This is a genomic window from Pseudoalteromonas xiamenensis, from assembly GCF_017638925.1.
Lineage (GTDB): Bacteria > Pseudomonadota > Gammaproteobacteria > Enterobacterales > Alteromonadaceae > Pseudoalteromonas > Pseudoalteromonas xiamenensis.
Map to the genome: position 1 here is coordinate 1,482,405 of NZ_CP072133.1, position 13,159 is coordinate 1,495,563.

A 13,159-nucleotide genomic window follows, 5' to 3' on the forward strand; every position below is an offset into this window, starting at 1 on the left:
ATTTTGATTAGTCATACACCTCTAGTCGAGGTACAAAAATACCTATTACTTCGCTGTTTTGAGGAGCAAATCTCTCGATAATTTATCCCAGTCAAACATCTCCTGTGCTAACAATCTGTTTTTTAATACAAAACCTTCATCTTGGTACTGCGCATGGGCATTTGAAATCGCTAATGCTAAAGCGTTTCCATTTAAACTTGATGCATAACTTGCATGCTCAGAACCTAGCAGCTCGAACGTTGCGGTGTCAGGAACTAACGAAGGCTCGAATGCTACAATTGGTAATCCTACAGACAGCGCTTCTAATATCGTTTGCCCCAAAGGCTCGTAAGTTGAAGACATCACAAATACATCCGCGGCTTGATAATACATTAATGGTTCAGGGGTAAATGGTAACAGCGTTACAACGCTTTCGAGTTTATGATCTGCAATTACTTGCTCTAACTCGCCTTTTTGTGGGCCATCACCAACTATGATTAAATGAACGTCGCTCAAATGATTCATCGCTTGAATGAGATGGTGGAACCCTTTTGCTCGAACAAAACGCCCGATAGCCACGACCAAAACTTTATCCATCGTAATATTCAAGGACTCACGCGACGCCTTTTTTTCACTTAAAGTTGGAGGACAAAATCTATCCGTGTCTACACCGGGTTTCACGATTTGAATGTGCGCGCCTGACTTACCTATAACTTGATTTACTTGCTTGAGCATATTCTGGCTAAAAACAAATACTTCATCAGCATATTTGAACGCAATCCGCTGTGAAAGTGCATGCAGTTTTTGCTTTGCCACAAGTTTGAACCGTTTAAGCCCGTCAACAAGCTGTAAATTATGTGGCGCATCTTGATGTGCAACTACACCAGGGACCAAATACAGCACTTTTCCAATTCGAGCTAGTTTTGCTATCCAGGTGGTATGGTGAAAACGACTTACCACGCCTAAAGTCTGCGGCTGCTTGAGTTTTTTTAACAAACAATACAACACGTAAAAACTACTGATACTCCCCAATAAAGGAAGTGCTGTTTTTGCACCATAACGATGTACATTTACGCCATCAATCACCTCGAACCTAGGTAAAACCTCATCATTCATTCCATTGACATCACTCACCACAATATCAACCTCAGTACCGCTTTGCATAAAAGATTTGGCTAAATAAAAAAGTGAGTTTTCAATACCACCTAGATTAGGGTAATAAGCATTGCTGGTTAAGATGATGTGTTTTTTCATTTAGTAAAAGTGCTTAAAGTACTTGCTGTCAGTAAATTGCTGCTTGAGTGTCGCAAAGGCAGGGTCGTCAGCGTTAAAACGACTATAGAGTTCCGCATACCATTTATTATCGCCAACATTACTGTTGCAAAGATCAACATTCACACCAGTAAACTCACTAAGCAACTCGGTGTTCTCAGATAATTTGTTCATGTTTAGCACTAAAACCTCGTATTTTTCAGACTGCACTACGCCTTGACCTTTTTGCTTATCAAAAGGGTGTGCAAAAATATCAATGCCCGTCATGCGATAGAACTCGTTATCAAACCAATGCAATGGATATGTGTGCGGGAACGTTTCTAAAAAACACGCTTTAAGTACATCTACATGTTGCTCTCGCGTTGTTTTTGGTGCTGAGTTAACTTGCCCAAACCCAGTGTAATAGGCAAATAAATAGCTATCCAAATCGTGAAAAAACATCGATATATTACGTTTTAATGGCTCTCGAACCAAGGTTACTATTTTTGTTTTAGCACGTTTTCTAAACGCCCAACGCATTACGCAATACTCAAGTTCTTGCATTGTGCGTTTAAAGAAGTAACGCAACCCATTACCTGCAAGCCCCTGCTGCCGAATTGGACACGTATGATTACCTGAATAAAAAGCATGAACGTGCATTGCGTGCGGAATAGAGTGCTCTAACGAGGTTGACCCCACCTTACCCATTTGATAAATAAAAATGGTATCAGGGTGACTCACGCGTCGGTACAATGCGACCAACCGATTTAAGCGTTTCATGAGCGGCTTACCTCGGATTTAAACCAAGTTGCAAGTAGTGGTTGTCCAACGAGCCTCATCCAAGCCTTCAAGCTCTTGCTGAAAATACATATCAAGATACTGCTTTGTCGCTACATTCATTTTTGGCGGACGCTTGTTTACCAATGGGTTTAAAATACGATACAACGCGCGCGACACTCGCTTTTCAGACTTGGTTTTAGAGAAATGTGAGGAGCTTAGTCCATCATGACCACGCTTTACGCGATTGAAAATAAGTTCTAACGTTAAAAACCGCGGTAATTGGCCCGCGTTCTCATGCATAGTAAATGTATCCTCAGGAAATTTGGCACGATCAATCTCTAAAAAATCACTGACATCGTCTAACACTTGCTGAGGATGATGAATAAAGGTTTCGAATTGAATCACCTTTACCTGCGCGCGTGGAACATGTTGGTAAACCCACTCTAATTGAGATAAATAATGACTACGTGACAACAACTGCTGCGGCATAAATCGCAAGGTATCATCAAAAGAATACAGTGCTCTGCGCGCTCTCACCATATGCCAATATTGTGAATATGCACGCAGCGTTGGATGGCGCAACATCACTATCAATTTAACCGGTTTGGGTTGCATCGCTATACGCGTAATGGCACGCTTTGAACACAAATAGGTGGTGCTGTCCTCACCACATAAACGAGCGTTCGTTGCCACTTTTTGCTGTTCACGATACCAACTCCAATCGGGATAATGCTCGCTCGATGCTCGACCGGTTAAACCATGACTATCGCGCGAGGCAAAATTCGGATGTTCGGCAATATCATCTTGAGAAAAAAAGAACAATTCGCCACGAGGAATAGCGATGTCAGGATGACGATTTAACATTTCATGCAGTGTGGTCGTGCCTGACTTCATAGCACCAATGATCATAAAATCTGGAATATCGTGTTTTGATTGGGCAATCCAATTGCCATGATCGTACTGCTTACCCATCACTCTTATTCTTACCTATTTGCCAACGTTTGCATTAACTGCTTATTTAGCTTATCTACGTCACTAAACCATTCTATCTTGTTGCGTGCGCTAATGGCTAACTTTTCTCGAAGCGAATCGTCGATTGCAAGCTTCACCAAATAAGAGGCTAATACCTCGGGCGAACGCTCAGGTGCCAACAAACCCGACACTTCATGGTCTATGAGTTCAGGGATACCACTGTGTTGTGTGCTTACCACTGGAACGCCAGCCGCCATCGCTTCCATCAGTGCAACAGGCACACCTTCTCTGTCTCCATTGCTTGCTGTTATGCTGGGCAGCAGATAGACATGGGATTCATTGAGTTTTTGCAAGACCTGCTCACTACTCAGAGGACCAAGTAAAGAAATGTGTTCTGCTAATTGTTTACTTGCAATGTGCGCTTTAATTTGAGGCTCAAGCTCGCCAAAGCCTCCTAATTCAAAATGCAACTGAGTATGCTTTGAGGCGATGGCTATCGCATCAATGGCATCGAGCAGACCTTTCTTTTCAGAAAAACGGGCAGCACAAAACACCTTTAATGGCCCCTGGGTGTGGGGAGTAAATCGAAAATGAAAACGCGTTAATTCTACTCCCATCCGCTGTATGACTATTTTATCGGCTGGTACACCTAATCGTTTTATTTTCCTTGCCCAAAGCTCGCTGATGGGTAGTGCTAACTCGGTATCCTCCAGCATGGTACGGTATGCTCTCCCAACAGCATCATCAGGCTCTACCGCCGAGATGTCTGCACCGTGAAAAATAGTTGCAATTTTACCTTGTATAAGCCTCAAATGACGCAGCTGATTGGCAAAAACGCCATTATGTCCAAAGTGGCACACCACCCAATCGAACGTGGTATTTGCTTCTTTAAGTCTGCTCGCACAGGCTAGTAACTTTAAGGTCTGAACAGGCAAGGCCCGTTTTTTAATATTTACTAATAATGCCAAAATTATTGGCGTAGCGAGCACTTGCTTAGTGCGTTGCAATAACTTTTTCAACGCACTATTACTTGGTAATTCATCAAGTAAATAACACGTGCGCTGTGCAAGCTTATAGGGCTTAAGATGACACTGCTCAAACAAAGATACATCGCCCCTATAGACACTCAAAATCGTAACGTTAACACCGGCATCGAGCAATGCCATTATTTGGTTAGTTACAAACGTCTCAGAGCGGCTCGGAAAGCTATCAACAAATATTGCGAGATTACGCACCATCTATACGCTCCTAACCTTAACAAAAGGAAGCCAAGGAACCTGATAATGTTTCACGCAAAAATAGAGCCCTGTAAAATTATTTACGCTGACAGCAATCAGCAACGCATAGGCGGCTCCTAAAGCTCCATATGTTGGGATCAATGTTAATCCAAAAACAGTCAAACTAACGCAACTAAACATCAATGAATATTGCTGAATACGTTCATAGCCACTCATCATTAATAACTGTCCCGTTGGACCCACCACCACCTTCACGAGCTGCACACAAAGCAGTGCAAAAAGGATATGGTTGCTCGATTCAAAAAACTGCCCAAAAAAACTCAGCACGGGTTTATGGATAACCAAAACGAGCATGGCAACAAACAGGGCTGATAACAGCGACACGTTGCGAGACTTTTGAAACAACATTCTAATATCTTGCGCATTATCACGCTTAGCCAGGACTGCAAACTCTGGCATTAATACCGCGTTAAACGCTAACAATATAAAACTCACGACACTTACAATGCGCACGACAACGGCTAGTTTTGCGACTTCAGCGGCTTCGGTTAATAACCCCGCTAATAAAACCGCGCCTTCCATCATTATCGTTGAGCACAGTGCAATCATAAGATAACGCGCGTAGTTAGGTGCACTTCTTAGCACTTCGGTTGCCGAATCGGCCTGTGTTAGATGATTATCCGACTTTGCTGGCTGGGAAACAAACAAATAAGTAATACAAAGCAGTGCTACTGACACAGCTGTAAAAATTAAAGCGATACTCAATGAAACTGTATAGTCATAAAACCAGAGTGCGAAAAGTACGGCAATGCCACTGAGTAATCTCGGAGCCGCATTGAGTAACTGTTGCAATTCTGCTTGCTTCGCCGCTTGCGCCCAATAACCAAACACCGACAAAACTGCAACCAAAGGGGGTAACATCGCTATACCAAGCATCTTTTCCTTCAGCGTTATGTATTCGGTAAAGTAAAGTGATAACACGATACAGATGTGCACAACGGATAGTTTAAGGACAACTCCTAAAGCCTGCTTGACGAAGCGGTGACGCTCAAGCTCAACAGCATTGGCCATTTGCTTTACCAACAGATTATCACGCCCAAAGCGCAGCACAACAGCCGCAACGCTTGCAAACGACAAAAGCCAAAAATAGTCACCAAGCGCGCTTGGTTCAACGTTTCTAGCCAAACCAGCCACAATAGCAAAACCAATTACTACTATCGCTAGCTTTAGAAAATACACTTTTGCTGTCGTTAATAACAAGGTTTTATTCATGGTTACTTATCAAACGTGTAGCCGAAATTGACGATATCTTTCGCGTAATACGCGGCAACCCAATCAATCATTTCATTGTCGTAGGCGATACGGTAGTCAATGGGTGACTGCTTAGGTAAAAGCCAATTTGGAATAAGCTTTTTGACTGTGCGCTTTATAATAGCTTTAGAGTCTAGTTGCTGAGTGTTGTTTTTATGCGGCAGATTTTGCTGCTGTAAATTAAGCTTATTAGCAACATACGCGAAATCCTGAGTCAGGTTTTCAAAGCGCCCCACAAAATCCATTAAACATTGGCCATGTTGATCGTATAAAAACTCCGATTGCGGAACGACATGACGATATAGGTCTCGGTGTGTTGTGTAGCAATCGTCTTCAGCCACAGGAAAACGCTCAAATAAAAAAGCTTTAAAGTCACATTGATACTTTGCTACGCCTAGGGCCTGACGATAGCGAAATTCAGAATAGAGCCGCGCCCAGGGGTTGCGTACAAATGAAAACTTAAAATACGCGTCGAACGTAGCACAGTCTATATACCCGAGCTCTAGGTATTCGCAGGCAGTTAAATGGGCTAAACGAGGCGGGCCTTGAATCACATCATTGTTAGGGCGAAGTAAAAATGGTGCTCGTGTTTGCCAAGATTGCCCCATATCAGTAAGTAGTGCCAGCTCAATACTTTGCCCAGCTACTTTAGGCACATGTACAAATAAAGCTTGATGAGAGTGACTTAACATTACAACGCTCTAAAAAAACCGTCGTTTATCATACCATTAATAAACAACGTTACAAATTTCAGGCATAAAAAAAGCAGACCTAAGCCTGCTTTATATAACAATTATAAATAATTATTAATTAGTACCAACTACTGCACGGTCTTGCTCTTTGATATCACGGAATAGAGCAGTGATAGTAACATCGCTAGACGGAACGTTAGTAGTTAGCTCGATAGCTACTTTACCTTTAGTTACTTTAGCATCAGCTTTGATTGCATTCATAACTAAGTCAGAAATGTTTGTTAGACCTGGCTTGATAGAAGCTACAACGCCTACTGATTTCCACTCGCTTACGCCATCTTCAAGCATATAACGAACTGTTAGGTCGCCAGTCTTTGAAGAAGTGTTTGTTAAACGTAAAACTACAGCAGTGTTGTCACCAAATGGCATATAAGGAACTTTAACTACTGAACCGTTTAACGTCCATGCACCAAGCGCTACGTCTGCAGTCAATGTTTCTGACTTAGAAGAGCCAGTGTATTTAGCCTCTACTTTACCAGAGAAAGTAGTAGGAGCTAACACGATACCGTTTGTAACTGCTGTACCATTTGATGTCAGATCAATATCTAAACCGTAATCACGAGAAAACGCAGTATTACCAGCTGTTTTAGTTGCGATTACGCTAGTTTTCTTAGTTTTATCGTAAGTAAACGTTGTGTTCGTCGCGTCTGTTGCTACAACTTTAACGCCGTCATCGAAAGCACCATCAGCATCTGTATCGAATACTGATAGGTCGTTATTTAACGTTACCGTTACAGAATCAGCTACAGCTGCTAACACATCTGGAGTGTTGTCAGTTTCAACTTTTACGCTGAAGTCTGCTTTAGCAGAAACACCCGTTGCAGCTACAGTATCAGCGAATGACTTACGGTCAGCTGATACGTTGATTACGCCAGAAGCTTTAGTTGGTGTGATTTTGAACTGGTTTTTAACAGTTGCGACTTTGAACGATGTCTTGTCGATTTCAGTTACAACTGGCGTAGAAGCATATGCTGTGATTGTTACATCACCAGTAATCTTTGTTAGACCAGTTCTAAGCAAGTAAGTAACTGCATCTTCATCGACGCCATCCGCAACTTGGAATACTAGCTTATCAGCAGCTTTGCTCAAGAAAGTCATGTCTTTAGCTTGAGCTTGAGCAGCAGTAACACCAGTTGTTGTATCAGCAGCAGCATCAAGTGAATGAGTAACAGTTGAACTTGTATCAAACTCAGCACCAGTTACTAAGAATGTAACAGCTGAACCGTTAGGGTATTTTGCACCAGCTTTAAAAGAAATACCGAAAGTATTTACAGCTGAAACACCGTTTACAGTAATTTTGTCACCAGCTAAAGCAAGACCTTCTTTTGAGAATACAGCAGCGCGAGCTGGAGTACCTGTTCCTGTTGACTTATATGAAGTAAAGGCAGCAAGCGCTTCTGAACCAGTAGTAGTAACTTCAGCTGTAGTTACATTTACAGCTTCGATTGTAGATGCAGCTGCACCAAACGCAGTAGCAGAGAGCGCTAGTGCTAGTAGAGATTTTTTGAACATGTTTTCCATTCTCCTAGTTTCATGAAACCTAAAAGGGGAGGAACCCCCGATTCAGGATTATTTAAATGCCCCCTCGAAAGGAATGCACTAAATTCTTTTAAATTTACGCACAAAGCCTAGCGTAAACAAAATAAAATGCCAACAATTATCTTTGTGTTTATCAGCAACTGTATTTTTTTTATACTGCAGGCGTAAAACAACACGATAATTTTACAAAGCTACGCGATCATACTTGCTAATATTTAACATTGTCAAGATGTTGAAGGCGACTTAACGTATCTGAAAACTATCTTATCTATCTCAACCGCAATAGTCGTTTTACAAAATGCAATTCTTAATACTTTTGAGAGTAAAAAATTAGTTACCTTCTAACTCCAAATACTGAAACTGTGATTGAAACTGCTTCCTAACCATATCCCAATCATTTGAATCTTCGATAATTTTTGGCGTTACCATGACGACGAGTTCTACTTTGTCTTTTTGGCGGCTGGTTGAGTCAAATAACCGACCTAATATAGGAATATCAGACAGCACAGGAATACGCCCATCGCCATTTGTGTTGCTTTCTCGGATTAACCCACCTAGCACGACCGTTTGGCCGCTTTCGGCGACGACTTCGGTTTCTATTGCACGCTCAGTAATGATAGGCGCCCCTTGCACAGCGCTGCTACTTTTAGAAGCATTACTAATTGACTGGCTGATTTCCATTAGCACAACACCTTGAGCATTGATAGTTGGCGTTACCGAAAGTTGCACACCAGCTTTTAATCGTTCTACGGATTGCTGATTGCCATTTAAGCCATCCGATACGATTTTACTTACCGTTGGAATACTGTCGCCTGCTGTAATCGAAGCCGACACTCCGTCTCGCACTACCACCGAAGGTCTGGAAAGCACCTCAACATTGCTATTGCTCTCAAGAAATTTTAAGGTTAAGTCGCCGCTGCCACCTTTAAGTAGATAATTTAGACTACCCGAAGCCCCGGTAAGCGTACGCGAGACTATATTAGTTTCACTTTGATTAGTTAGGGTAAACGCGACACCTTGCTCAAAAGACCCAGTCAAAGTTACTTCGGCTATAATGACTTCAAGTAACACTTGTTTTGGCATCACATCAAGGCGCTTTATTAAAGGTAATAAATCGCGGTATTTTTGACCTGAGCTTTCAATAATCAAGCTATTTGAGCGCTCATCCACCACCATTTTGATGTCACTACCGGTTGCGACCATAGTTTTATTAGTGCTGTTGCCAGCATTTGAACTCGAAGTTCTGGCATCCTCACTGCGCGCTGAGGTAGATGCTGTAGGTTGCCCCGATCCAAATCCCGCACCACCAATTAATACACTTAAGCTTTGTCCTAGATCGGTGGCTCTGGCAAACTCAGGTTGATACACATGGTATTTTTTATCGTTACCTTGAGTAGGCTGATCGAGCTGACGTAGCCAAAACTCAACGCGCGCCAGTATCGATTTTTCATTAGCGAATAATACCATTGCGCCACTGCGTTCAAGCAGTACGGCAGAAACCGCCGTGCCTATATCGCCCTTACTGGAATAGATAATGCCTTCTTCTTTTAGGACGTTTTGCAGCTCTTCGTTAATTGCATTAACACTCGCATACACTGGTCTAAAAAACGCGATTTGCTTATTGACCAAGGTGGGTCTGTCTAATATCGAGACAAAATCGATGACTTTCAAGATTTCCCGACGCTTGCCCATCACCTTCATGGCATCGTTTTCTGACGCGCTCGATGCTTGAACATTAAACAACTCATTGATGGCACCAATAATAGAGAAGCGGCGGCCAAAACGAAACGGGATAAATTGCACGATATCTTGCGCACTATCAGGTACCGACTCAGCGGTAAAGCCATAACCGAATACTACGGCTGCTTTACCCCCTTGTTCTGCCTTATGAATGTAAAAAATGCCATCGTTAAAACGAACCACATACCCTTTTTGCGTTAGTAGTTCTTCGCTAAGCTGATAGAGCTTTTGCTTAGACACTTGCTCTTGCACGTTTAGCGTTAACGTTTGTGGATCGGCGCTAGCTTCATCGCCAATGATGTAGCTTACTTTCAATACGTCACCAAACACGTAATGCAAAAAGTCTTTTACCGCTAGTTCATCGACGCTAAGCGTTACTTTTTCATCAGCGCTAAAGCGGTCTAATACTTCTTGTGCGCTGCCCAATTTCGTATTACCCCAATTAGCAGACTGTAACACCTGAAAATAGGAAGCCTCTTTGGTATTACTTAGCGCTGAGTTAGCGCTTAACGCCGCATTCCCTTTTGTCACGGATTGCGACTGAGCGCCTTCATTTAAATACGATTTGCCGACTTGCAGTTTTTGTGGCTCAGTGCTCTTACAAGCCGTTAAAAGGAGCGGGAGAACGACTGCCAACTTAAGATTTAACTTAGCCATGTTATGCTTTCTCTTTATTATTCGGTTGATACATCATCAATAAGTAAGACCCTGCAGCATTGACTAAATTAATTCTAGTAGCCGCGACAAACTCAATTTCGTAACCAAATAGTGTTTCACCTTCGGATACTTTATGTAGCTTAGAAGTATTTGATTTCAGGTCAGTGACCAATAGTATTGCGTAACTGCGAGTATCTTTGATAACCGCTTTAAGCTCAAACTGCTGGTTATTCGCGATGAGCTTGGTTTCATCTGAGATGGATAGCATACTCTCGTTTGCTGCAGACTTTTGTACTCCAGTGTTTTGCTTAAACTGCTCGAACGACAGCATAAGCTCCTCACTCGCGAGGGCTTGTGGCAATGACAAAGGTGTCACTTGCAGCTGCGATGGTTCATTATTGTTAGAGCTACTTGTGCTCGACAGCTGAACTCGCGTAAAAAAATCAAGCAAACATAACGCAACAACGAAACCAATCCACAAATGACCTTGCTTAATAACCATCATTTGCCTCCTGATATAACGCCAATTTAAGCGTACCTCGATACAACCCTAATGAATCTCCTTGCCCTGCAATATCGAGGTTAAATTCTGTAATAGTTAATTTGGGTTTCTCATTCAGCACAGCAATAAACTTAAGGACATCAAAACCGTTTGCTTCAACCCTAACTTCTACAGAATGTCGGATCAAATTTAACTCCTTGAGCGGCTTTATGTTTTCCCAAGCAACTGAATTTAATGTTACTTTATGCTCAGCGGCAAGACTGTCAAACTCTTGTTGACGAGCTAGTTGAAAGTTACTTTCTAAATCGTAACGGTACACAATATCGACGAAACGAGCTAATTCAGGTGTTAAACGGTCGTGTAAATCCGTATTCAACGTTTGATTTTCTAGCACTCGCTGAGATTTAGATAAGCGCGATTGTAGCTGTTGAGTCTCTGAAAGCTCAGTATCCTGCCATTGCACGAGCGGTACGACGATAAATTTAAGTGAAGCTAAAGCAAAAATGATCAATAGTGGCAGGGCATTTTTGGATAGTTCTTGTTTGAAATCCATTTTAGCTATTCTCCCCTGCTTGCTTTACTGTAAAGCTAATAACAAACACGTCTTTGTCGCGACTTTTACGTGTTGGGTAGTCAAACTTAGCTTCTTTCACTGACGGGTGATTGACCAGAAAACTCAAAATTTCAGTTGCCTGTTGGGCTTGGCCCCTCAGCTCATAACGGCCGGCTTCAAAGCGGATATTGGTCAACTGAGCTTTAGGGACTATCTCAGCGAAAATTTGCAAAAACGGACTTTGCTCTGGCAACTCGTTTAAGAGTTGTTTACCACTTGTATAAAGCGCTACTTGCTTTTCAACCTCATTTTGCAGCGTCAGGGCCGTGTTAACCTCGGCGCTCAAACCCTCTAGCTGATGCGTTAACCAAGCTTGTTTTGCTAAGACAAAAATAGAGCTGAAAAGCAAATACCCAGCAAGTATCATCGAAGTTGTTTTAAGTCCTTTCTTAAAACTAGCTTCTATAAACGCTTTGGAAGGAATATTGATAAAGCTAGCAAGGTTGTTTAAACCAACATGAAACAAGTTATTTAGCAACAGTATGGGTCTGCTACTCGCCTCGACTTTAATGACGGGCTTGGCAGCAGCACCAATTGAGACCAAAAAGCGCTCAGCACTATTTACTAAAACATTAGCCAGTATTGAGTGCACCCCGTTATCCGATTTTGTACACCAAAGGGTCTGGTCATTTGTATTCACTTCAACCAAATCCGAGGAGCTTTGTACAAACAATAAAGACTCAGGTAACGTTAGCCACCCCTTACAGTAGTCCTTGTCCCATCGCCATTGCGTGTATACCGTTTGCCCTTCGACACACTTGTGGATCAACGTTGTCACTTTTTTATTCAGCTCTTGGTTGCTTGCTAGTTTAAAGAAACGACTCACTTGTTTTTTATTATCAAATGGCAATTTCCCTTGGCTTTCAGTATATCGTGCGCGGCTTAAGATTAAGATCTTTGGCTCGAATGACTCGTCAGCTTCAGCAAAATTCAACTCTTCGTCTTGCCATACAAATCGATAGAGTTTATCAGCGAGATAACCACACTGATTCACGAGTATGGAATTGCCAAATTGTGGCTTTTTAATTTGAAGCATGGGAAATCTATTGCCTAATCTCTAAAATATTTAGTGGGCTTTGGTCAGCTTGTGAATATGGTTTTACTTGCAAAGTAACTTGCTTGTTCAATTTGATATCATTCACTTTGCTTGAAAAATGAATTTCAAACGACGTACCAGTAAAGACAAACACGTCTTCTGTTTCTTTTATTCTTGTTCTCATTAAAAACTCTTGTTTACTGATATTCGTTTGTTCGCGTAATGCAATTACTTCATTTGCAGTTTGCTGTCCATACAATGCGGTTAACAGCTCTGCACTGGCATTTAATGGATTAAATGAACCTGTTTTAAAAATTGAGGTGTTATCAATCAAGAGTTCGAGCATCTCTTTTGGCAACTCAAACAAACGCAGTTCACCTATATCACTTAGCGGACCATTTCGGTTGCCAAATTGAGTTACCTTGTTTTCATCAAAACTTAAGCGGCCGATTTTATCAACATCTTGATAGTCTAACAAGTCACTCACCAAAGCCCCTGCATCTTCTTCATTAAGACCACCATAGACCAGTAGAGCCTTTAAGTTGTCTTGATTCGGGTAACGCAAATCCAGTCTACTGGACACGTCAAAGAGTTTGACTTCCACATCTTCAACAAGCTCAAACGCTTTACCGAAATAATTTTTACGATGCTGCAGGTCGTATGATGAAAACCCGTTATCCTCTATTAAAAGCTCAAAATAAAGCTTTTGCGATGCACTGTGTATGTTGAGGCTCCGCAAGCGCTCTATCCTGGACCAATTGCGCTATTTTTATTTGCTCTTTTGCGGTT

At 42.0% G+C, this 13,159-nt stretch carries 12 protein-coding genes; all 12 read right to left on the reverse strand.

The genetic code is table 11. The features are described 5' to 3' along the window. Positions 1-45: 45 nt before the first annotated feature. A complete protein-coding gene (locus J5O05_RS07220; protein ID WP_208844206.1) occupies positions 46-1,233 on the reverse strand; it encodes a glycosyltransferase family 4 protein in 1,188 nt (395 codons plus the stop codon). Further along, complete coding sequence (locus J5O05_RS07225; RefSeq protein ID WP_208844207.1) at positions 1,234-2,010, reverse strand: putative capsular polysaccharide synthesis family protein; 777 nt, start codon at positions 2,008-2,010, stop codon at positions 1,234-1,236. An 18-nt stretch (positions 2,011-2,028) separates the two neighbouring features. Next, positions 2,029-2,982 (reverse strand): sulfotransferase family protein, encoded by a 954-nt coding sequence (locus tag J5O05_RS07230; RefSeq protein ID WP_208844208.1) that lies wholly within the window; start codon positions 2,980-2,982, stop codon positions 2,029-2,031. 11 nt (positions 2,983-2,993) lie between these two features. After that, entirely contained in the window at positions 2,994-4,220 is a 1,227-nt protein-coding gene (locus tag J5O05_RS07235) for a glycosyltransferase (protein ID WP_208844209.1), read from the reverse strand. Beyond that, a complete protein-coding gene (locus tag J5O05_RS07240; protein ID WP_208844210.1) occupies positions 4,221-5,492 on the reverse strand; it encodes an oligosaccharide flippase family protein in 1,272 nt (423 codons plus the stop codon). A 2-nt stretch (positions 5,493-5,494) separates the two neighbouring features. Then, the gene (locus tag J5O05_RS07245; RefSeq protein ID WP_208844211.1) at positions 5,495-6,223 is read right to left on the reverse strand and encodes a sulfotransferase family 2 domain-containing protein; all 729 of its coding nucleotides are present in this window, start codon (positions 6,221-6,223) and stop codon (positions 5,495-5,497) included. A 114-nt stretch (positions 6,224-6,337) separates the two neighbouring features. Beyond that, positions 6,338-7,795, reverse strand: a complete 1,458-nt coding sequence (locus J5O05_RS07250; RefSeq protein ID WP_208844212.1) for a hypothetical protein — start codon at positions 7,793-7,795, stop codon at positions 6,338-6,340. A gap of 357 nt (positions 7,796-8,152) precedes the next feature. Continuing rightward, complete coding sequence (locus J5O05_RS07255; RefSeq protein WP_208844213.1) at positions 8,153-10,219, reverse strand: secretin N-terminal domain-containing protein; 2,067 nt, start codon at positions 10,217-10,219, stop codon at positions 8,153-8,155. Position 10,220: 1 nt separating this feature from the next. Continuing rightward, positions 10,221-10,724, reverse strand: a complete 504-nt coding sequence (locus J5O05_RS07260; protein ID WP_208844214.1) for a hypothetical protein — start codon at positions 10,722-10,724, stop codon at positions 10,221-10,223. Continuing rightward, positions 10,711-11,274 (reverse strand): hypothetical protein, encoded by a 564-nt coding sequence (locus J5O05_RS07265; RefSeq protein ID WP_208844215.1) that lies wholly within the window; start codon positions 11,272-11,274, stop codon positions 10,711-10,713. The genes J5O05_RS07260 and J5O05_RS07265 overlap by 14 nt, the downstream gene beginning before the upstream one ends. Before the next feature lies 1 nt (position 11,275). After that, complete coding sequence (locus J5O05_RS07270; RefSeq protein WP_208844216.1) at positions 11,276-12,370, reverse strand: hypothetical protein; 1,095 nt, start codon at positions 12,368-12,370, stop codon at positions 11,276-11,278. 7 nt (positions 12,371-12,377) lie between these two features. After that, complete coding sequence (locus tag J5O05_RS07275; protein ID WP_208844217.1) at positions 12,378-13,109, reverse strand: type II secretion system protein GspK; 732 nt, start codon at positions 13,107-13,109, stop codon at positions 12,378-12,380. Between the last annotated feature and the right edge of the window lie 50 nt (positions 13,110-13,159).

Excerpts from the sequence above, each read along its gene's own strand:
- J5O05_RS07220 (WP_208844206.1), bottom strand. The coding sequence starts at position 1,233 with ATGAAAAAACACATCATCTTAACCAGCAATGCTTATTACCCTAATCTA.
- J5O05_RS07250 (WP_208844212.1), bottom strand. The coding sequence starts at position 7,795 with ATGTTCAAAAAATCTCTACTAGCACTAGCGCTCTCTGCTACTGCGTTT.
- J5O05_RS07235 (WP_208844209.1), bottom strand. The coding sequence starts at position 4,220 with ATGGTGCGTAATCTCGCAATATTTGTTGATAGCTTTCCGAGCCGCTCT.
- J5O05_RS07245 (WP_208844211.1), bottom strand. The coding sequence starts at position 6,223 with ATGTTAAGTCACTCTCATCAAGCTTTATTTGTACATGTGCCTAAAGTA.
- J5O05_RS07225 (WP_208844207.1), bottom strand. The coding sequence starts at position 2,010 with ATGAAACGCTTAAATCGGTTGGTCGCATTGTACCGACGCGTGAGTCAC.
- J5O05_RS07260 (WP_208844214.1), bottom strand. The coding sequence starts at position 10,724 with ATGATGGTTATTAAGCAAGGTCATTTGTGGATTGGTTTCGTTGTTGCG.
- J5O05_RS07240 (WP_208844210.1), bottom strand. The coding sequence starts at position 5,492 with ATGAATAAAACCTTGTTATTAACGACAGCAAAAGTGTATTTTCTAAAG.
- J5O05_RS07265 (WP_208844215.1), bottom strand. The coding sequence starts at position 11,274 with ATGGATTTCAAACAAGAACTATCCAAAAATGCCCTGCCACTATTGATC.
- J5O05_RS07230 (WP_208844208.1), bottom strand. The coding sequence starts at position 2,982 with ATGGGTAAGCAGTACGATCATGGCAATTGGATTGCCCAATCAAAACAC.
- J5O05_RS07270 (WP_208844216.1), bottom strand. The coding sequence starts at position 12,370 with ATGCTTCAAATTAAAAAGCCACAATTTGGCAATTCCATACTCGTGAAT.
- J5O05_RS07255 (WP_208844213.1), bottom strand. The coding sequence starts at position 10,219 with ATGGCTAAGTTAAATCTTAAGTTGGCAGTCGTTCTCCCGCTCCTTTTA.